Here is a 20,334-nt window from a genome sequence, read left to right as displayed (position 1 = left end):
CGGGGCGCCGGAGCTGGCTGGTTTCATGGCCCGCGTGCGCAGCACGCTTCGTGCACTGACTGTCGCCCACTGTTTGACCACAACGAACGAAGTGAGTGGCGGGAGTTTGGGCGACGGGCCATGAAACCAGTCAGCGCAGGGAAGTCTTCGCCCCCCAGGGGGCGAAGACCGCACCGGCCGGCGAGCCACAGCCTCCCCACCCGCGCCTTTGCTCAAGCAGCAGGAGGACATCGTCAGACTTTCTTGATCGCGGACTTGCCGAACAAGCCCGCAGGCTTCACCGCGAGCACGATCAAGAGCAGCACCAATCCAGGCACATCCTTGTAGCCGGTCGACAGGTAGAAGCCAGTCGTTGTCTCGGCAATGCCCAGGATGATCCCGCCGACGATGATCCCCATGCCGCTGGTCAGGCCGCCGATGATCGCCACCGCGAAGGCCTTCAGGCCCAGCACCGCGCCCATCGTCGCGCCGGTCAGCGTCAGCGGGGCGATCAGCACGCCGGCGAAGGCCGCCGTCAGCGACGACAGCGCGTACGAGAACGTGATCACCAGGCCCGTGTTGATGCCCATCAGCTTCGCGGCATCGCGGTCGTTGAAGGTCGCCACCACCGCCTTGCCGTAGATCGTCTTGCGGTTGAAGAACTCCACCGCCAGCATCATCAGCAGCGCACCCACCACCACCAGGATCTCCATCGGCAGCACGTTCGCCCCCAGGAACTTCAGCGGCGACTCCGGCAGCGGCGACGGGAACTTCAGGTCGTCGCGGCCCCACACGTTCTCCGCCACGTTCTTGAAAATGATGCCCAGCGCGATCGTCGACATGATCCAGCCGAACTCCGACTTGATCTTGATCGCCGGGCGCACGCCGATGCGCTCGACGAAAGCGCCCTGCAGCGCACCGAACACGCACACCACCGGGATCATCAGCCAGTAGTTCAGGCCCAGGCCGACCAGCGTCAGCCCGACCAGCGCGCCCAGCATCAGCGCGTCGCCCTGGCCGAAGTTCAGCGTGTCGGAGGTCGCGAACGTCAGCTGGTAGCCGAACGCGATCACCGCGTAGATCATCCCGAGCGCAATGCCGCTGTAGATGAGTTGGGTCAGGATCTGCATGGTGCTTCCTGCAAGGACTCAAACAACGAACGCCGCCACGGCACCGGCCGGGGCGGCGTCTTCCCGGGCCCGGCCTACTTCTTCGTGGCCGTCAGCGCACCCTTCGCGTTCGGATCCTTCACGCGCACCTCCGACGCCTTCTTGAAGTCGTCCGGATACGCATACACCACGCGCTGGCCCTTGACCTCGCCGAACACCGGGATGTTCGCGGTGATCGCCTCGTGGTCGCCCTTGCTGAACGGCTTGTTGTACGTCGTCACGACGCCTTCGACCGGCGCCTTCAGGTCCTCGAGCGCCGCCTTCACCTTCGGCCCCTCGGTGCCGCCCGCCTGCTTGATCGCCGCGGCCAGCAGGTACACCGAGTCGTAGCCCTGCGCCGCCGATACCGGCGAATCGATGCGCGCGTTCTTCGGGTTGAAGGTCTTCAGGTAGTTGATGATGAACGACTGGCGCTTCGGCGTCGTCGGCTCCTGGATGAAGGTCTGCGGCATGCGCGCGCCCTCGCCGCCCGGGCCGGCGTTGTCGATGTAGTTGGCCATCGACAAGGTCCAGCTGCCCACCAGCGGCACCTTCCAGCCGAGCTTGGTCATGCCGTTGGCGATCTGCGCCAGCTCCGGGCCGATGCCGTAGGTCAGCACGGCTTCCGCACCCGCCTCCTTGGCCTTCAGCAGCTGGGCCGTCATGTCGACGTCCTTGATGTTGAACTTCTCGACCGCGACCGGCTTGACGCCCTTCAGCGCGAGCGCCTTCTCCAGGTCCTCGCGGCCCAGCTGGCCGTAGTTGGTGGAGTCCGCCAGGATCGCGACCTTCTTGAAGCCGCGGCGCGTGATCGCCTCTTCAACGATCATCGGCGCCTGGATGCTGTCGTGCGCCGCGTTGCGGAAGATGTAGTTCTCCGGCTGGCTGTCGAACTGGTGCGTGATCAGCGAGCCGGTGGCCACGTTGTTCATCACCGGGATCTTCGCGTCCTGGTAGAAGCGCTGCGAGGCGAGCGCGACACCGGTGTTGATGTAGCCGACGGTCGCCGCCACCTTCTCCTTGTTGATCAGCTCCTGCGCGATCTGCACGCCGCGCTCGTTCTTCGCCTCGTCGTCGCGCTCCACCAGCACCAGCTGGCGGCCCAGCACCCCGCCGGCCTTGTTGATCTCGTCGGCCGCCAGGCGCACGCCGTCGCGCATGCTGACACCCATCGACGATGAACCGCCGGTGAACGGGCCGGCCACGCCGATCTTGATCGGGTCGGCGGCGAATGCGGCGGCGGCGGCCAGGCTCAGCGCGCTCGCGACAAGGGGGGTGGAAAAACGGGTCCAGGGGCTGCGCATGTTGTCTCCTGCGTGCGGCGGGTGAATGAACTTCAGTCCTCGCAAAGCCCTGTGTTCCCGTAGGACACGACGATCACGCGCGGCCTCGGCGTGTCGTGTTGCGGTGCTTCGTTGCGACCAGCATCGATGCTCGCGCATTCGCCCCGATCCGCCCTCGTGGTATTCACGTACGTGGTGTTCGCGTCCGGCCGCGGCTTTTGCGCCCAGGCTGAAACTGCTTTGCGTGGCGCGCAGCAATGCGCACCGCCACGGGGCACCCGCACCGACCGCTCACGCGCTCCAGACGCCGTGCCGCCGGTGCCAGTCGGCCAGCGACTCGTCCGGCCAATGCTGCGAATGCACATGGCCGCGACCCTTCGGCACGTCGACCCAGGGCGCCACGAACGCGAGCGCCGCCTCGACGACCTCGGCCGGCCGGGGCAACGGCGTGTCGATCGCCGATGCATGCGGATGAATCAGCTCGGGCCAGCGCGGATCCCACAGCCACAACGCGCTGCCGCACTTGACGCAGAAGTGGCGCTGCGCCTTCGAGCGCGTCGCCCGCTTGCCGGGTTCGCGCATCACCGCGTGGTAGACCGCCAGGTGCTTGCGGCCGCGCACCTTCAGCGTCGTGGCATCGCCGCCCAGGTTGATCGCGTAGCCCCCGCCGCCGGCCGTCTTGCGGCAGATGCTGCAGTGGCAGTGCATGTAGGGCTGCGGGCTGTGCGCTTCGAGGCTGAAGCGCACGGCAGCGCAATGGCACGATCCTTCGAGGTGCATCGCGGGCCTCCGGTCGGGACAGGGGCCCGCCAGTATCGCGCCGCGATGCGCCCTAGACCGGCGAAGGGTCGGCCGGCGCCCTTGGGCCGGCAACGGCCCCGAGCGCGCCGCCCCACACGTGGTACAGCAGCTGCAGGCCGGCGAACTTGGCCAGCTGGGTGTAGAGCTCGGAATTCATCTTGATCTTGCCGAGCTCGGCCTGCGTCGCCGGGCGGCCCTGCTCCTCGACCAGCTTCGCCTGCGCCTTCAGCTTCAAGGCCTCCGGCATGCCGACCAGCATCGAGAACAGCCCGGCGAAGCCCGTCGTCAGGATGGCATGCGATGTCCAGCCGACCCGGCTGGCCAGCACGTCCTTCAGTGCCTGCGGCAGCGTCGTCACGACGTTCGCGCCGTAGCGCGGCACGTTGGCCAGCGCGCTGAGCACCTGCTCGCCGGACGACTTCTCCAGGTGGGCGAGGCACTCGTCGAGGTCGGTGCGCGCGAGGAAGTGCTGGAAACCGGCCCGGCCGTCGCCGATCTCGCGGCTGTTGCGGATGGCGCGCATGCCGCCGCCGCCGATCACCGAGCCCCCCACCACGTCGATGACGCCGTCGCCCTCGGCGCGCTGCTCGCTGGTGCCCTGCGTGCCGGTGATCGCCACCTGCGGCACGCGCAGCAGGCCGTTGCGCAGGCCGCCGTAGCTGATGCCGGCGGCGACGGTCAGGTCGGTCGCCAGGCTCGCCTTGGTGTGCGGGTTGGCGCCCTGCAGCGGCGCGGGCAGCTTGTCCTGCGGCGGGCGCGTGAAGTACGCGTCGGCGAAGGTCTTCTCCGCGGCGGCGCCCGAGCCGGCATCCAGCACCGACAGCATCAGCCCGAGCATCGCACCGGCGGCCAGCGCGGGCAGTGCCGCGGGCGTCTCCTTGCTGACGGCCGCCATCAGGCCTTCGATCGTCTTTTCGGCGAGCTTGAAATCGACCATGGCCGAGCCGACGTTGAAGCCGTTCGCGCCCGCCATGCCGTGCAGCACCGCGGTGCCGCGGTCGCGCCATTGCACTTTCTCCAGCAGCGCGATGAACTGGTCGCGCGTCGTGATGCCGCGCCGCTCCAGCACCGCCGCCTGTTGGCCGGCCAGGTCCTTCAGCTGGGCGATGTCCTCGGCGCTGCCGGTCGGGCGCATCGAGCTCAGCATGTAGGCGACGCAGCCCGGCACATCGTCGGGCAGCTTGGCATCCAGCCGGAGATGCTTGAAGAAGAGCGCGTTGACGCCGATCGGATTGACGTCGCGGAAGCTCGGCAACTCGGCCTGCGGCCGGTCCAGCGATGCCATCCCGCCGGGGGCACGGGTCGACGCGCCGGCCGGTGCGTGATCGGCCGGCGGATGCTGCGTCCCGCCGTCGACGCCAGCGTCCACCGATCCAGTATCGGACGGGGTCGGCTGCAGCATCAGGGACGGAATGTCCTCCTGCGAGCCGGTGTTCGACGGCGGCACGGAGCTGCGCGGCCGCGACGCGCTGGTCGCCCGCGAGCTGGTGGAGCGATGCGAGCGCACGCTGGCACGGCGCCCCGGCGGACCGTTCGGGTCTTCGAGCGCCGGGGCCGACGCCGTGCTGGTCGCCGAGGGTGCCTGGCTCGCCTCGCTTCGGGCACTGTCGATGCTGGCAGACCGCCTGACGGGCCGCGCTGACGTGGATTGCAGCATGGGAATCCTCCTGGTGTGGGCAGCTCGTGGCCGCAGACCGACAGGTTGAGACCCCTGCGGGCCCGGCATCGATGGCAGCGCGAAATTCCGGCCGTGCCAGCGAAGCCGCGGCCGCATCAACCGGCGTGCTGGTAGCGGTGCTCCTGCGTGCGCCCCCCGAAACCGTAGGCGCTGGCACGCAGGTCGGCCACGTGCACGTACGAATGCTCGGCCACCCCGCCGAGCAGCTCGCCCATCGCCCGGTGCACGGCCTCCAGGTAGACGGCCTTCTCGCGCTTGGTGTTGGTCTCGTCGGTGATGCTGACCATCCAGTGGTAGCTGCGCGGGCCACCACCGGAGAGCGGCCGGCCGCCGATGAACCAGCGGCTGGGCGCGATGAAGTCGACGACGACCGCCGTCAGCGACGGATCCTTGCCGAGCAGGCGCGCGGTCAGCTCGGCGGCGTTGCGGGCGACGTTCGCGGCGAGCGCATCGTCGGCATCGCCGGAGATCTGGATGTGCAGGTAGGGCATGGAAGACTCCTTCGGTGGTTGGGTTGACAAGCTCACTGTAGGCACGCAGCATCCATCTGTGAAACGGTTTGATCCGATCTCATTGATGGAAGACTCTGATGAAAGACCGCGATGAATGACCTCGATCCGCTCTGGCTGCGCAGCTTCATCGCGATTGCGCAGGCCGGCTCGGTCACGCGGGCCGCCGCGCGCGTGAACCGCACGCAATCGGCCGTCAGCACCCACCTGCAGCAGCTGGAGGCGAGCGTCGGCGCACGCCTGGTGCAACGCAGCACGCGTGCGCTCGCGCTGACGGCCGAGGGCGAGCGCTTCCTGCCGCATGCGCGCCGGCTGATCGAGCTGCAGGAGGAGGCGCGCGCCTCGGTGCAGCCGGCGCAGCAGGCCGCGCTGTGGCGCATCGGGCTGAGCGAATACTTCCTGCCGGCGCGCCTCGCCGACCTGCTCGCGCTGCTGCGCGACGCCCAGCCGCAGGCCCGCTTCGAGCTGCTGTGGGCCAGCTCCGCTGCACTGCAGCAACTGTGGGCGGCCGGCGCGATGGACCTGGCCGTCGTCACCAGCGACAAGGCCCTGCCCGGTGCGCGCCTGCTGCGCCGCGAGCCGCTGTCGTGGGTGGCGGCACCCGGCTGGCAGCCACCGGCCCGCTTGCCGGCGCCGCTGGTGCTGCTCGGCCCCGACTGCCCGGTGCGTGCGATGGCGCTGGCCGCGCTGGCCCGCAGCGCGCGGCCGTACCACCTGCAGCTCAGCTGCACCGGCAGCCACGGCGCGGTGGCCGCGATGCGCGCCGGCTGGGGCGTCGGCTGCCTGAACCAGTCGGCGATCCCGGCCGACCTCGACGTGCTGACGCGGCGCGATCCGCGCGGCTGGCCCTCGCCCGGCCGGCTGTCGTTCCACGTGCTGGCCAAGCCCGCGCTGCGCGACACCGAGCGCTTGCTGCGGCAATGGGCAACCGACTGATGCGGCCCCGAAACTCCTACACTGACCCCATGAACAGCATTGCATTCATCGGCGGCGGCAACATGGCCAGCGCCATCATCGGCGGCCTGCTCAAGAGCGGCCGCGCGCCGGGCGACATCCTGGTGCTGGAGCCGAACGCCGAGCAGCGCTCGCGGCTGCAACGCGATCTCGGCGTGATCACGCTCGAGGCCCCCGGCTCGGTGCTGCAGCGCGCCGGCATCGTCGTCTGGGCGATCAAGCCGCAGAACTTCAAGGAGGCCTCGGCCGCGTGCGCCGCGCACATCGGCGCGGCGCTGCAGTTCAGCGTGATGGCCGGCATCCGCAGCGGCGACATCGCGCGCGCGCTCGGCAGCGAACGCGTCGTGCGCGCGATGCCGAACACGCCGGCGCTGATCGGCCAGGGCATCGCCGGGCTGTTCGCGCGGCCGGCCGTCGGCGCCGACGAGCGCCTGCAGGTCGAGCGCCTGCTGGCCCCCACCGGCCGCACGCTGTGGGTCGAGCGCGAGGAAGACCTCGACGCCGTCACCGCGCTGTCCGGCTCCGGCCCGGCCTATGTGTTCTATTTCGTCGAGGCGATGATGAAGGCGGCGCAGGACATGGGCCTGAGCGCCGAGCAGGGCCGCGAGCTGGCGCTGGCCACCTTCGCCGGCGCGTCGGCGCTGGCGCTGCAATCGGGCGAGCCGCCCTCGCTGCTGCGCGAGCGCGTCACGTCCAAGGGCGGCACGACCTAYGCCGGCCTCACCTCGCTGGAACGCAGCGACGTGCACGGCGCGATCGTCTCGGCCGTGAAGGCGGCGCAGCGCCGGGCGCGTGAACTGGGCGACGAATTCGGTTGATTCCAACCCCGTGGCATCGCAGGCTATGTGATGCCTGGAACACATCATGCAAAGGAGGCATGAGCTTCGGTGAGAAATTCGGGCGCCGCGGGCCTACAGTCGCGCTCCATGCCGGCGGCGTGGGCCACGAGTTCGCGCGGCGCCAGGGCATGACGACTTCCCCCCACGGAGACCCGCATGAGCAACCTGTCCTATGTCACCCCGCACGCTGATAGTCCCTGGCAGACCTACCTGTCGCAGGTCGACCGCGTGCTTCCCTATATCGGATCGCTGGCCAAATGGGGCGAGACGCTGAAGCGCCCGAAGCGCGCGCTGATCGTCGACGTGCCGATCGAGCTCGACAACGGCACGGTGCAGCACTTCGAGGGCTACCGCGTGCAGCACAACCTGTCGCGCGGCCCGGGCAAGGGCGGCGTGCGCTACCACCCCGATGTCACGCTCGAGGAGGTGATGGCACTGAGCGCGTGGATGACGATCAAGTGCGCCGGCGTCGGCCTGCCGTATGGTGGCGCCAAGGGCGGCATCCGGGTCGATCCGAAGAAGCTGTCGATGAAGGAGCTGGAGCGCATGACGCGCCGCTACACCAGCGAGATCGGCATCATCATCGGCCCGCAGCGCGACATCCCGGCCCCCGACGTGAACACCAACGGCCAGATCATGGCCTGGATGATGGACACGTACTCGATGAACACCGGCTCCACCGCGACCGGCGTCGTCACCGGCAAGCCGATCCACCTGGGCGGCTCGCTCGGCCGCGTGAAGGCCACCGGCCGCGGCGTGTTCGTGACCGGCCGCGAGGCGGCGCGCCGCATCAACCTGAACCTCGACGGCGCGCGCGTCGCGGTGCAGGGCATGGGCAATGTCGGCAGCTCGGCGGCCGAGCTGTTCGTGCAGGCCGGTGCCAAGCTGGTCGCGGTGCAGGACCACACCGGCACGCTCGCGAACCCGAACGGCTTCGACATGGCCGACACGATGGAGGTGCTGAAGCGCGACGGCGGCATCGCCAACTACAAGAACGCCGAGCGCATCGACAACGAGGCCTTCTGGGACGTCGACTGCGACATCCTGATCCCGGCGGCCCTCGAAGGCCAGATCACCGCGGCGCGTGCGAACCGCCTGAAGGCGAAGCTGGTGCTCGAAGGCGCGAACGGCCCGACGCTGCCCGACGCCGACGACGTGATGCACGACCGCGGCATCCTGGTGGTGCCCGACGTGATCTGCAATGCCGGCGGCGTGACCGTCAGCTACTTCGAGTGGGTGCAGGATTTCAGCAGCTTCTTCTGGAGCGAGGACGAGATCAACGTGCGGCTCGACAAGATCATGGTCGATGCGCTGCGCCACATCTGGGACACGTCCGAGAAGCACAAGATCACGCTGCGCACCGCGACCTTCGCGGTGGCCTGCGAGCGGATCCTGATCGCGCGCGAGGAGCGCGGGTTGTACCCGTAAGACCGAGTGCCGGGCTACGACCACGTGCCGAGCACCACCCCGGCGAACACCGCGAAGCCCAGCCAGTGGTTGAGCCGGAAGGCACGGAAGCAGCCGTCGCGCGTGCGCGTGCGGATCAGCGTCCAGTGCCAGCCGGCGATGGCCGCGGCCACCGCCAGGCCGGCGAAGAACGGCCAGCGCAGCCCCTGCTGCGCGCCGAGCACGCCCCAGCCCGCGATGAACAGGCCGTAGCACGCCATCACGCCGGCCACGTCGAAGCGGCCGAGCGTGATCGCCGAGGTCTTGATGCCGATCTTCAGGTCGTCGTCGCGGTCGACCATCGCGTACTCGGTGTCGTAGGCGATCACCCAGCACAGGTTGCCCAGCAACAGGCCCCACGCGAGCGCCGGCACCTCGCCGCGCACCGCGGCGAACGCCATCGGGATGCCGAAGCTGAACGCGACGCCCAACACCGCCTGCGGCATCGAGAAGAAGCGCTTCGTGAACGGGTAGAAGATGCTGACGGCCAGCGCGGCGAAGCTCCACGCGATGGTCGCGGCATTGGTGGTGAGCACCAGGCCGAACGCGGCCAGCGCGAGCGCGGCGCCGAACAGCAGCGCCTCTTTCACGCCGATCGCGCCGCTCGTGACCGGGCGCTGCTCGGTGCGCTTCACATGCTTGTCGAAATCGCGGTCGGCGACGTCGTTGACGGCGCAGCCGGCGCTGCGCATCAGGAAGGTGCCGAGCGTGAAGACGACCAGCAGGTGCCAGCCGGGGAAGCCGCCGGCCGCCATCCACAGCGCCGACAGCGTCGGCCACAGCAGCAGGTAGCTGCCGGCCGGGCGGTCCCAGCGGATCAGGTTCAGGTACAGCGAGAGGCGCGACGGGGTCGGCGCGGTGGGTGCGTTCATGGCGTCAGTCCAGTAGCCCGGATGTCAATCCGGGGGGCCTGCGTCGGGTGCGAGGCCGCGTCCCGGATTGGCATCCGGGCTACCAGTCTATGCGCTGCCACAACGCATGCAGGCGGGTTGCCTTGGCGGCGTTCAGTTGCGCGGCCCATTGCACGCGGCCCCACAGGTGGGCGCGGAAATCGGCATGGCCCTCGTGGTTCTGCGATGCCGGGCCGTGCAGCGCGCACTGGTGCAGCGTGGCGCGCAGGCGGTCGAACTCGCGGCGCGGCAGGTTCGGGTGCGCATTGACGACGACGCCGCAGACGCGCTGGGCCGATGCCTGCGTCGCCAGGCGCGTCTTGCGGTGATTCAGCGCGTAGCCCTCCTCGAGCGCGATGCGTGCCACCCAGCCGGCAATGCGCTCGAATCCGTGGCGCAACGACTCCGGCCCGGACAGCACCAGGTCGTCGGCATAGCGCGAATACGTCGCCCCGAGCACGTGCGCGAGACCGTCGAGCCGCAGGTCGAGCTGGAACGCGCTCAGGTTCGCGAGCATCGGCGAGCTCGGCGCGCCCTGCGGCAGATGGGCGCGGCGCAACGCGCGGGCGTCCTGCCAGTCGACCCAGCCGTCGTCGCGCAGGCGTTCGATCACCGGCTCGGGCGTGCTGACGGTGCACAGCGCGGCGAGCTGGCGCGCGACGCCGCGCGGGTAGCCGAGCGTGTGGAACACCGCCGCGACCTGCGACGCCAGGATGCGGCCGAAGAAATTCTTCAGGTCGAAGTGCATCACCACCGGCCGGCCGGTGTGCAGCCGCGCATGCGTCAGCACCGAGCGGCCCGCAACGAAGCCGTGGCAGGCCTCGTGCACCGGCACCTTGTCGAGCAGGTCGTGCAACACGCGGCCCTGCAAGGCCTTGAGCCGGCTGCGCGGGGATTCGATCAGCCGGCCGCCGCCGCTGCGCTTGGGCTGCAGCGTGAAGCCGTAGTGCTGGGACTGCAAGGGCAGCAGGTGGCGGCGGTCGTGCGTGAACCAGTCGAGGTCGTCGAGCGTGATGCCGAGCCAGGCGGCGATGGCGGCGCTGTGCGGAAGCGGCGGGAGGCCAAGGCCGTCCAGCCCCAATGGAGCGGCATGCATGCGCGAAGCGCGCAGGATCCAGCGTCGCACGAAGGGCAGGCCCGGGACACGCGGTGCCGTGATGAACGCGCGCGCCTGCTCGATGCGTGCGGCGAGGTCGCCGACCTCCTGGCGCTGCCAGGTGGCGCTGGACACCCTGGGCAGTTCGTCGATGAAGGCAGTGAGCCAGCGCGGCGACGCGCCCAGCGCCTGCTCGGCCCGCGCCTTCAGCGACGCAGGTGTCTGCGGCCCGGCCCACAGCGCCCGCGCCAGGGCGAGGGCATCGAGGTGACGAAGGCGCGAAGCGTGCATGTCGAGGTGCGGCCCAGGGACGCCGACCTGCCGGTCTCGTGGTCAGCAGTCGTGCGCGTCAGCGCACGTCGGCTTGCACCGCGAATGCCAAGGTCGACTCGATGCCATGGGGGTACCCCACAGCCGGGTCCGTACTGCAACCCGTTTCTGCTCGGCGTGTGTGGCCGCGCGCGGATTCTAGAGGCCTAGAGGCCGACCCCGTGTGCCATCAAGGATGCAGCGATGACGATCAACACCAGCAGCACCATCTGCGCCGCCAGCAGCCGCGAGATCAGCGTGTGCTCGCGCTCGGTGACCTCCGGCGCCTTCCCTGCCTTCAGTGCCGGCGCCCAGCGGATGAAGCGCACCGTCGGGTAGATCGACAGCAAGCCGACCAGCACGAACAGCGTCAGCTTCAGGTGGAAGAACGGGCTGTGCGCATAGAACGACCAGCCCTTCTCGAAGTGCGCCGCGCGCACGAAGCCGACCACCAGCAGCACCATCGCGAACAGGCCGTACCAGCGGTCGGCCAGCGCAATGCGCTTCGCCTCGGCGAGCGTCGGCGCGCGGCTGAACGTGAGCCACTCGAGGAACAGCGTCGCGGCGATGCCGAACGCGGCGATGAAATGCAGGGCGGCAACAAGCGAGCTGGCGATCATGCGGGGCCTCCGGGGTTGAGAGTCTGTCAGCCGTCGAGTTTCTTCTGGAACACCAGGCCTGCGTGCTCGCGCAGCGCGTGGAACTTGATCTTCGGCCAGTTGGCCTCGATCGCGCGCAGCTCCGGTGCGTACTCCACCAGCACCGTCGGCGCGTCGACCGCATCGTAGGCGACGCGGTGGTCGTTGCCGTCGATGAAGCGCTTCAGTTCGCGCTCGCCGCCGTCGGCTTCGTCGCAGGTCACCCAGCGCGCCACCTGGAAGCGGCTCGGCTGGATGCGCGCCTTCACGCCGTACTCATGCTCCAGCCGGTGCGCGACCACCTCGAACTGCAGCTGGCCGACCGCGCCCAGCAGCAGCACCGAGCCGGCGACCGGGCGGAACACCTGGATCGCGCCCTCTTCGCCGAGCTGCTGCAGGCCGGCCTTCAGCTGCTTGGTGCGCAGCGGATCGGCCACCTCGACGCTGCGGAACATTTCCGGCGCGAAGAACGGCAGCCCGGTGTAGAGCAGGTTCTCGCCCTCGGTCAGCGTGTCGCCGAGCTGCAGCACGCCGTGGTTCGGGATGCCGATGATGTCGCCGGCGAAGGCCTCGTCGAGCAGCTCGCGGCGCTGCGACAGGAAGCTGACGACGGTGTTCGGCCGCAACTCCTTGCCCGAGCGGCCCACCTTCAGCCGCATGCCGCGCTCGAAGTGGCCGCTGGCCACGCGCACGAACGCGATGCGGTCGCGGTGCGCCGGGTCCATGTTGGCCTGGATCTTGAAGACCACGCCGGTGAACTTCTTCTCGTCGGGCTCCACCAGCCGCTGCGTGGCCTGGCGCGGGCCGGGCGCGGGCGCCAGGTCGACCAGCGCATCGAGCACCTCGCGCACGCCGAAGTTGTTGACCGCCGAGCCGAAGAACATCGGCGTCTGGTGGCCGGCGAGGAAGGCCGCCTTGTCGAAGGCGGGCGCGGCCTCGCGCACCAGCTCGATCTCGCCGTGGGCCTGCTCGTACTGCATGCCGAAGCGCTCGGCGTAGGCGGGGTTGTCGAGCCCGGCGAGGATCTCGTCATCGTTGTGATGGCGGTCTTCGCCAGGGCTGAACACGCGCATCTGCTCCTCGCGCAGGTCCATCACGCCGTGGAACTGCTTGCCCATGCCGACCGGCCAGGTGAAGGGCACGACGCCCATGCCCAGCTCGCGCTCGATCTCGTCCATCAGCACCAGCGGCTCCTGCACCTCGCGGTCCATCTTGTTGACGAAGGTGAGGATCGGCGTGTTGCGCGCGCGGCAGACCTGCAGCAGCCGGCGCGTCTGCGGCTCGACGCCGTTGGCCGCGTCGATCACCATCAGCGCGGCGTCGACCGCGGTCAGCACGCGGTAGGTGTCTTCGGAGAAGTCCTGGTGGCCCGGGGTGTCGAGCAGGTTGATGACGCAGTCGCGGTATTCCATCTGCATCACCGAGCTGGCGACCGAGATGCCGCGCTGCTTCTCGATCTCCATCCAGTCGGACGTGGCATGCCGCGAGGCCTTGCGCGCCTTCACGCTGCCGGCGATCTGGATCGCGCCGGAGAACAGCAGCAGCTTCTCCGTCAGCGTGGTCTTGCCGGCGTCGGGGTGGGAAATGATGGCGAAGGTGCGGCGGCGGCGCACCTGCGGGGTCAGCTCGGAGGACATCGGTAGGGGACTCGCGGGAGGGGCGCCGCCAGCAGGCGGCGCGAGGGGCGCATTGTCCCTCATCGACCGGGCGTGGCTTCGGGGCGGCGCCCGGCTGACGGCGCTGGCACACTCGCGCGATGCCGGAGTTGCCCGACATCGCCGTCTACACCGAACGCCTGGCCGACAAGGTGCAGGGCCGCGCGCTGCAGCGCGTGAAGGTGCTGCACCCGTTTCTGCTGCGCACCGCAGTGCCGCCGCTGTCGCAGGCCGAGGGCCGCAGCGTGGTCGGCATCGAGCGGCTGGGCAAGCGGGTCGTGCTGGCGCTGGACAACGGCCTCTTCCTCGTGATCCACCTGATGATCGCCGGCCGGCTGCGCTGGCTGCCGCCGGGCGGCAAGCCGCCGGGGAAGATCAGCCTCGCGGTGTTCGAGTTCGACAGCGGCAGCCTGGTGCTCACCGAGGCCGGCAGCCAGCGCCGCGCATCGCTGCACGTGGTGGCCGACCGTGCCGCGCTGCAGGCAATGGACCCGGGTGGCATCGACGTGATGACCGCCGACCTCGCCACCTTCAGCGAGCGCCTGCTGCGCGAGAACCACACGCTGAAGCGCCAGCTCACCGACCCGCGGCTGTTCAGCGGCATCGGCAACGCCTACTCCGACGAGATCCTGCACCGCGCGAAGCTGTCGCCGATCCTGCTGTCGAAGGCGATGCAGCCGGCGCAGGTCGCCCAGCTCTTCGACGCGACGCGCGCGGTGCTCGCCGAATGGACCGACCGGCTGCGTGCCGAGGCCGGCGACTGGCCGGAGAAGGTCACCGCGTTCCACCCGCAGATGGCGGTGCACGGCCGCTACGGCCAGCCCTGCCCGGTGTGCGGCACGCCGGTGCAGCGCATCGTGCATGCCGACAACGAGACCAACTACTGCGCGCGCTGCCAGACCGGCGGCAGGCTGCTGGCCGACCGGGCGCTGTCGCGGCTGCTGAAGGCGAGCTGGCCGAAGAACGTCGACGAGCTGCCTTGAGCCGCGCGCCGCTCAGGCGTTGAAGTAGCGCCCCGGCGTCGTGCCGAACTCGCGGCGGAACATCGCGATGAAGGCGCTGAGGTTGCCGTAGCCGAGCTCGAGCGCGACGATCGTCACCGGCGTACCCGTGGCCAGCAGTTCGAGCGCTCGCATCAGCCGCGCGCGCTGCCGCCAGGCACTGAAATGAAAGCCCGTCTCGGCGACGAAGCGCCGCGTCAGCGTGCGCGGTGCGATGCCGGCCCAGGCCGCCCAGTCATCGAGCGAGCGCGTGTCGTCCGGACGGTCGCCGATCGCGCGGGCGATGCGCAGCAGGCGGCGGTCCTGGGGCAGCGGCAGGCCGAAGGCTTCGCGCGGCAGCGTCCGGATCTCGTCGTGGATCACCGTCGCCAGGCGCTGCTGGATGTCGTCGAGCCGTGCGGCGTCCGGCCAGCCGGCAGCGCGCAGCACGGCCTCGCGCAGCAGCCCCGAGCCGCGCATCGTGCAGGGCGCCTCGGGCAGCCCGGCACAGAACGGTTCGGCGAGGTAGACGCTCCAGCCGGCGAACGGTCCATGCGAACGCAGCGCGTGCGGCTGGCGCGGCGGAATCCACACCACGCGAATGGCAGGCACCACCCACTGCCCGCGCCGGGTGCCGACCGACAACAGGCCGCGCAGCGCGCCGAACAGCTGGCCCCGCGCATGCGCATGCATCGCGGTGACGCGCGGATCGGCGCCTTGCAGCGTGGTGGCGAGCAGGGCCGGCCCGTCGGCGGCATCGAGCAGCGAGGACACGAACGAAGCGGAGGCCATTGGCGTCAGTGCAGTATCGATCGGCCAGATTACCGCAGTGCCGCCACGATCGGCTGCCGAGAATCGCATCACACCCCCATCAGGAGACCGACATGCGAGCCGACGACGTGCTTTCCGACACCGCCAACCACGGCGACTTCAACGGCGTTCCCATCCGCAAGGGCACGATCGCCGCCTTCCTCGCGAATGCAAGCACGTGGAGCGATCCGGCCTCGAGCACCGCGCAGCGCGCAACGGCGGAGGCCCACATCGCCGAGGCGCTGCCGGCGCTGCGTGCGGTCGGGCTGTTCGACGTGCTGGAGGTGCGCGACCCCGCGCTGCGCGCCTGGCTCGCTCAGAGCCCCCCGAACCCGTTGTAGCCGTGCAGGTGCGACAGCGGCACGCCTACGGCGCGACCGTCACGAACACCGGGTTCGAATAGAACCACAGGCTGCCGTAGTTGCGGTCGTTGATGGCGTTGACGCGGGCCGTGTTGTCGGCGCCGGTGGTCTGCTGATCGGCCAGCGGCTCGCCGGTGGCGGTCAGCCCTGCCACGTCCGGCGCCAGGTTGGTGCCGCGCAGGCGGAAGTACTGGCTCTTCTTCGCCTCGACCGGGAGGCTGACCGAGACGTAGCCGTCGGCCTCGACCTTCCAGTCGGCTGCCGTGAAGCGGCGCAGCACCTGGGTCGAGGCATTCGTTGCCACGCCATAGGCGGGCGTGCCCGGCAGCGCCTTGCCCGTCACGTCGCCGACGATCAGGTCGACATGGTCGACGACCGGCTTCATGTTGCCAGGCGTGCCACTGTCCACCGGCTTCTGGTAGTTGTTCAGCGCCGGGCTCTTGAAGCGGATCGTGACCGTCACGCGCTCGCCGGCGGGCACCTTGATCTCCTGGCCCATGAAGCCCTTGCCGGTCGACCCGCTGACGCGGAAATCCAGCGCGTCGATCAGGTCGCCGAACACGCCGAACATGCGGCCGTCGCGCAGGCTCTTCGTCAGCCCGCCGACGCCGGCCTGGCCATCGGCCACCCAGACATGGTTCTTCGAATACTCGCCCGGGTAGTAGCCGCTGCTGTTGCTGGCGGCGTCGATCTCGAAGTGCGAATCGGAGTCGGCGATGTTCCAGATGCGCCGGCCCTCGCCCAGCAACGCATCCCAGGTGCCGCCCACCCGGGCCACGATGGCATCGACACCGCCGTAGGTGCGGTTCGGCGCGTTCTCGGCCACATAGGCCGAGGTGTAGCCGCCCCGGTTCGGCTCCATCTGGTTGCCGACCATGCCTTCGATCATGAACACGATGTCGGGTGCCAGGTCGTTCATCTGGCGCAGGTCGCTGACCGTGTACTTGCCAGGGTTGCGCGACGGGTGGTTGAGGGTCGCGAAGCTGGTCGCGGGGTAGTTCGCCTTCAGCCACGAGATCGCCTGCAGCGCGTCCGCGGCCGTGCTGTTGAAGCGCTGCGGGTACTTCGTTTTCCAGACGGCCACGTCGGCGGGATCGAACTGCGATTCCGCCAGCGTCGTGAAGGCGTACTGGAACTCCTTCGCGCCACTGGTCGATGCCTGCAGCGTCGGCGCGCCTTCGAACAAGGCCACGCCCAGGTGGTCATGCGTGGGCATGTCCCATTCGAAGCCCGAGAAGATCAGCTTGCCGGCATAGGTGCCGCCGGCCTGCAGCGCCTTGACGCGCGGGATCTCGTGCGACGCCATCCCGTACGCGAACGGAACCGGCGTGGCCAGCAGCGTGCCGTCGTTGTCGTACTTGGACGAACGCAGGTGGTTGGTCAGCGCCATCCAGTCCAGCTTGTAGGTGGCGAAGGCCTTGTTCAGCACGAAGTCCAGCGTCTGCGTCGTGCGCGAATCGTCGGATTGCACCGTGTGCACGTGCAGGTCGCCGGCCGTCCACTTGCCGGCCGGCTCGTTGATGGGGCTGCTGCTGTCGCCATCGCCGCCGCAGGCGTAGATCAGGGAGAGGCTTCCCAACAACAACGACAGAAGCTTGATCCGATGGGACAGGGGCACGATGGATTCCTTCGCAAAAAGGGATGGATGCTAGGAACCCCTCGTGACACCGCCGTGACCCGCTGTTGCGCGCGCGCGATCATCGAACTGTCACGGCAACTACATATGGCGCCCCTAGAGTGGGTTCCATGAACAAGTACCCCTCCCTCCAGCGCCGCAGCCTGCTCAAGATGAGCCTCGCGTCCGCTTCCACGGTCGCCACCGGCGGCTTGCTCGCCGCCTGCGGCGGCGGCGACGGTGACGCTGCGCCCGCGTCGACGCAGATCTCCAGCTTTGCGCTGGCGGTGCTGCCCGACACCCAGTTCTATTCGCGCTACGCCACGTCCACCGAGAGCAGCCAGTACGAGCGCCACTACGGCAGCGAGCCGTACTACGCGCAGACCCGCTGGATCGCCGACAACGCACAACGGCTCAACATCCCCTTCGTCATCCACCTGGGCGACGTGGTGGACCAGGTCGGCAAGCCCGAGCAATGGAAGGTGGCCGACACCGCGATGCAGGTGCTCGAAGTGGCCAAGGTGCCGTACTCGATCCTGGCGGGCAACCACGACGTGCTGAACGACGTCGACTACGACGCGAGCCCCGCGACCGGCACCGACACCCAGCGCGTGCTGGCCAACGAACCCTACCTGCAATGGTTCGGCGCGAAGCGCGCCAAGCGCCAGTCCACCTTCGGCGAGCGCGACGGCACCGGCTTCCACGAGTACCACGTCTTCAAGGCGCAAGAGCAGCAGTTCCTGGTGCTGTCGCTGTCGTGGCGCATCTCGGACGCCGGCATCGCCTGGGCGCGCGGCGTGATCGCGAGCCACCCCACGCTGCCGGTCATCCTGGTCAACCACCAGTTGCTGAACATCGCGCCGGACGCCGTGAGCCCGCTGGAGACCGGCTACGGCAAGATGCTGTGGGAGAAGCTGATCCGCGACAACGACCAGATCTTCATGACGCTGAACGGCCACCACCATGGGGGCGCCCGCCTGACCAAGACCAACGACTTCGGCAACGCGGTCGAGGAGATGGTGGTGGACTACCAGATGGCCTACCAGGGCGGCAACGGCCTGATGCGGCTCTACGAGTTCGACCTGACCAACAAGCAGATCAACGTGCTGTCGTTCTCGCCCTGGGTGCCGATGAAGCCGGCGGAGACGCTGAACGCCTTCGACCAGGCCGTGCTGACCGAGCCCAACCACAGCTTCACCATCGGCATGGATTTCGCGAAGCGCTTCGCCCGCTTCAACCCGGGCTTCGGCACCGGCCAGGCCACGGTGGCGTCATCCCTGGTGGAGCAGGCCAAGGCCCTGGTGCTGAAGGGCTACGACGAGCCCGCGGCCCCGGTCCAGCGGGCGGCCAAGGACACCGACGACTACCCCAAGGTGGCCTCCACCGTCGCGCACTGGCGCTTCTTCGGCGGCACCGAGGGGGCGGCCGTGGCACCGGGCACCCGGATCGCCGACGTGACCGGCGCCAACCCGCTGCAGCGCGATGCGCTCAACACCAGCGTGATCGTCGGCGCGCAGGCGGCGGACATCGTGTGGAGCAACGACCACCACCGCCTGTCGGCTGCACCGGGCTCGGTGGCGTTCCTGAACACCGACAAGAACGCGCCGCGCATGAGCTACTTCCTGACCGACACGACGGCGGCCATCAACGCACTCACCTTCGCCAGCACCGGCTACACCATCGAAGCCTTCATCAAGATCGACAAGGCCTGGGACAAATCGAAGCACGCGTGGATGAACATCATGACGCGCGACGGCAAGCGCGGCGCGCTACCCGGCTTCGACGGCGGCGATCCGGAATCCCCGCCGATGCTGTTCGCGATCTCCAGCCTGCGCGAGGTGCAGTGGGAGGTGGTGCCCGAGATCAGCGGCGCGCGCGAAGGCGATGCCAGCTGGTCGGGCGAGATCATCGCGGGCACCTGGGTGCACATCGCAATCGTCAACGACCCCACGACGCACGACACCGTGATGTACGTCGAAGGGGCGCCGGTGCTGCGCAACACCAGCCACGTGCCCGGCCTGGCCACGCTGTCCGCCAGCTCGCCCTGGGTGGTCGGCGCCGGCTCCTGGGACGGCGACCGTGCCGACGGCTTCTTCGGCAACATCGGTGAAGTGCGGGTGGTGGCCGAAGCCTTGCCGCCCGGCCAGTGGCTGACGGCGCGGCGCGCCTGAACCTGCCCGGCCGCGCTGAAATCGGGTCAGCGCGCCGTCGCTTGCACCTCGCGCTGCCAATCCCCACCCAGCGCCTTCACCAGGAATACCGAACTCAGCTGCCTTTGCCCGAGCAGCTGCGCCGCCTGGCGCTCGCTGGTCAGCAGCGCCTGCTGCGCGGTGATCACGTCGAAGTAGGTCGACGCACCGCCTTCGTAGCGGCCGGTCGCCATCTCCAGCACGCGGCGCGCCGAGGCCACCGCCGTCTGCGCCTGCGCGCTCGCGCGGTCCAGCGCGGCCAGCCCGGTGATGCCGTCTTCCACCTCCTGCATCGCGGTCAACACGATGCGCCGGTAGTTGGCCACCGTCACGTCGTAGCCGGCCTTCGCGAAGTCGACGTTCGCGCGCACCCGCCCGCCGTCGAACACCGATTGCGCGGCCGACACGCCGAGCGACCACAGCAGGCTCGGCGCGTTGAACAGCGTCGACAGGTCGCGGCTCTCGTAGCCGACCGAGGGCGCCAGCATCACGCTCGGGTAGAACGCCGCGCTCGCGACGCCGATCTGCGCGTTCGCCGCCGCCATCGCGCGCTCGGCCGCCGCCACGTCGGGCCGGCGCTGCAGCACGTCCGACGGCACGCCCAGCGGGATCGCCGGCGGCTCGAACACCTTCACCTCGGGCGCGATCGAGAACAACGGCGCCGGCGTGCCGGTCAGCGTGGCGATCGCGTGCTCGAACTGCGCGCGCTGGCGGCGCAGCACGTCGACCTGCGTCAGCGTCGTGTCGAGCAGCGCCTGCTGCTGCGCCACGTCGAGGCCCGAAGCCGCGCCCAGGTCGTGCCGCGCGGTCACCAGCTCCAGCGAACGCCGCTGCAAGGCGATCGAGCGCGACAGCACGTCGAGCTCGGTGTCGAGCGCGCGCAAGCTGAAGTAGTCGACTGCCAGCTCGGCCGTCAGCAGCAGCCGCGTGTTCTCCAGGTCGGCCGCCGATTGCTCGGCCGAGGCGCGCGCGCCCTCGACGCTGCGCTGCACCCGCCCGGCCAGGTCGACCTCGTAGCTGGCCGCGAGCGACAGCGTGAAATCGTTCTGGATGGTCGAGAAGTTGGTCGCGTTGTAGYTGCTGAGCGGCCGGTTCGCCGAGATGCGCTGGCGCGCATCGCGCGTGCCGAGCGTCAGCTGCGGCAGTGCGGCAG

At 69.5% G+C, this 20,334-nt stretch carries 18 protein-coding genes; 6 read left to right on the top strand and 12 right to left on the bottom strand.

Annotation, left to right across the window (positions count from 1 at the left end):
* Positions 1-233 precede the first annotated feature (233 nt).
* From AC1DXV_RS17965 to AC1DXV_RS17945, 5 genes are all read right to left on the bottom strand, one after another.
* Positions 234-1,109, bottom strand: coding sequence for a branched-chain amino acid ABC transporter permease (locus tag AC1DXV_RS17965; RefSeq protein ID WP_047501753.1), 876 nt, complete (start codon positions 1,107-1,109; stop codon positions 234-236).
* 74 nt (positions 1,110-1,183) lie between these two features.
* A complete protein-coding gene (locus AC1DXV_RS17960) occupies positions 1,184-2,431 on the bottom strand; it encodes an ABC transporter substrate-binding protein (protein ID WP_477864523.1) in 1,248 nt (415 codons plus the stop codon).
* Between the two features lie 270 nt (positions 2,432-2,701).
* Entirely contained in the window at positions 2,702-3,190 is a 489-nt protein-coding gene (locus tag AC1DXV_RS17955; protein ID WP_477864522.1) for a GFA family protein, read from the bottom strand.
* A gap of 52 nt (positions 3,191-3,242) precedes the next feature.
* On the bottom strand, positions 3,243-4,868 hold the full coding sequence (locus AC1DXV_RS17950) for a hypothetical protein (protein WP_477934794.1): 1,626 nt from the start codon (positions 4,866-4,868) through the stop codon (positions 3,243-3,245).
* Positions 4,869-4,984: 116 nt separating this feature from the next.
* Complete coding sequence (locus AC1DXV_RS17945; RefSeq protein ID WP_477864520.1) at positions 4,985-5,380, bottom strand: tautomerase family protein; 396 nt, start codon at positions 5,378-5,380, stop codon at positions 4,985-4,987.
* Positions 5,381-5,491: 111 nt separating this feature from the next.
* Between AC1DXV_RS17945 and AC1DXV_RS17940 the strand changes: the two genes are divergently transcribed.
* From AC1DXV_RS17940 to AC1DXV_RS17930, 3 genes are all read left to right on the top strand, one after another.
* The gene (locus AC1DXV_RS17940) at positions 5,492-6,334 is read left to right on the top strand and encodes a LysR family transcriptional regulator (RefSeq protein WP_477864519.1); all 843 of its coding nucleotides are present in this window, start codon (positions 5,492-5,494) and stop codon (positions 6,332-6,334) included.
* A gap of 29 nt (positions 6,335-6,363) precedes the next feature.
* The gene (gene proC / locus AC1DXV_RS17935; RefSeq protein ID WP_477864518.1) at positions 6,364-7,170 is read left to right on the top strand and encodes a pyrroline-5-carboxylate reductase; all 807 of its coding nucleotides are present in this window, start codon (positions 6,364-6,366) and stop codon (positions 7,168-7,170) included.
* 177 nt (positions 7,171-7,347) lie between these two features.
* Positions 7,348-8,619 (top strand): Glu/Leu/Phe/Val family dehydrogenase, encoded by a 1,272-nt coding sequence (locus tag AC1DXV_RS17930; RefSeq protein ID WP_477864517.1) that lies wholly within the window; start codon positions 7,348-7,350, stop codon positions 8,617-8,619.
* A gap of 14 nt (positions 8,620-8,633) precedes the next feature.
* Here the strand turns inward: AC1DXV_RS17930 and ubiA are convergent, their stop codons facing one another.
* The 4 genes from ubiA to AC1DXV_RS17910 all read right to left on the bottom strand — a co-directional run bounded on the left by ubiA (position 8,634) and on the right by AC1DXV_RS17910 (position 13,207).
* Positions 8,634-9,509: a 4-hydroxybenzoate octaprenyltransferase gene (ubiA, locus tag AC1DXV_RS17925; RefSeq protein ID WP_477864516.1), complete on the bottom strand. Its 876-nt coding sequence runs from the start codon at positions 9,507-9,509 to the stop codon at positions 8,634-8,636.
* 79 nt (positions 9,510-9,588) lie between these two features.
* The gene (locus tag AC1DXV_RS17920; protein WP_477864515.1) at positions 9,589-10,914 is read right to left on the bottom strand and encodes a reverse transcriptase family protein; all 1,326 of its coding nucleotides are present in this window, start codon (positions 10,912-10,914) and stop codon (positions 9,589-9,591) included.
* A 185-nt stretch (positions 10,915-11,099) separates the two neighbouring features.
* The gene (locus AC1DXV_RS17915; protein ID WP_477864514.1) at positions 11,100-11,552 is read right to left on the bottom strand and encodes a DUF2214 family protein; all 453 of its coding nucleotides are present in this window, start codon (positions 11,550-11,552) and stop codon (positions 11,100-11,102) included.
* 26 nt (positions 11,553-11,578) lie between these two features.
* The gene (locus AC1DXV_RS17910) at positions 11,579-13,207 is read right to left on the bottom strand and encodes a peptide chain release factor 3 (RefSeq protein ID WP_477864513.1); all 1,629 of its coding nucleotides are present in this window, start codon (positions 13,205-13,207) and stop codon (positions 11,579-11,581) included.
* 119 nt (positions 13,208-13,326) lie between these two features.
* On the opposite strand from AC1DXV_RS17910, the gene AC1DXV_RS17905 reads away from it, so the two are divergent.
* Positions 13,327-14,208 (top strand): Fpg/Nei family DNA glycosylase, encoded by an 882-nt coding sequence (locus AC1DXV_RS17905; RefSeq protein WP_477864512.1) that lies wholly within the window; start codon positions 13,327-13,329, stop codon positions 14,206-14,208.
* A gap of 12 nt (positions 14,209-14,220) precedes the next feature.
* Here AC1DXV_RS17905 and AC1DXV_RS17900 read toward each other — a convergent pair whose 3' ends face one another.
* A complete protein-coding gene (locus AC1DXV_RS17900) occupies positions 14,221-14,997 on the bottom strand; it encodes an AraC family transcriptional regulator (protein WP_477864511.1) in 777 nt (258 codons plus the stop codon).
* A gap of 92 nt (positions 14,998-15,089) precedes the next feature.
* Here AC1DXV_RS17900 and AC1DXV_RS17895 point away from each other — a divergent pair, with 92 nt between their 5' ends.
* On the top strand, positions 15,090-15,356 hold the full coding sequence (locus AC1DXV_RS17895) for a hypothetical protein (RefSeq protein WP_477864510.1): 267 nt from the start codon (positions 15,090-15,092) through the stop codon (positions 15,354-15,356).
* A gap of 25 nt (positions 15,357-15,381) precedes the next feature.
* Here the strand turns inward: AC1DXV_RS17895 and AC1DXV_RS17890 are convergent, their stop codons facing one another.
* The gene (locus AC1DXV_RS17890; protein ID WP_477864509.1) at positions 15,382-16,995 is read right to left on the bottom strand and encodes a CehA/McbA family metallohydrolase domain-containing protein; all 1,614 of its coding nucleotides are present in this window, start codon (positions 16,993-16,995) and stop codon (positions 15,382-15,384) included.
* A 128-nt stretch (positions 16,996-17,123) separates the two neighbouring features.
* Between AC1DXV_RS17890 and AC1DXV_RS17885 the strand changes: the two genes are divergently transcribed.
* Positions 17,124-19,163 (top strand): LamG-like jellyroll fold domain-containing protein, encoded by a 2,040-nt coding sequence (locus AC1DXV_RS17885; RefSeq protein ID WP_477864508.1) that lies wholly within the window; start codon positions 17,124-17,126, stop codon positions 19,161-19,163.
* 26 nt (positions 19,164-19,189) lie between these two features.
* On the opposite strand, the gene AC1DXV_RS17880 is transcribed toward AC1DXV_RS17885, so the two are convergent.
* A partial coding sequence (locus AC1DXV_RS17880; RefSeq protein ID WP_477934792.1) for an efflux transporter outer membrane subunit occupies positions 19,190-20,334 on the bottom strand: 1,145 nt, incomplete at its 5' end.

This window comes from Rhizobacter sp. P3_C12 (assembly GCF_056402735.1).
This window is presented reverse-complemented; position numbering and strand designations above follow the sequence as displayed.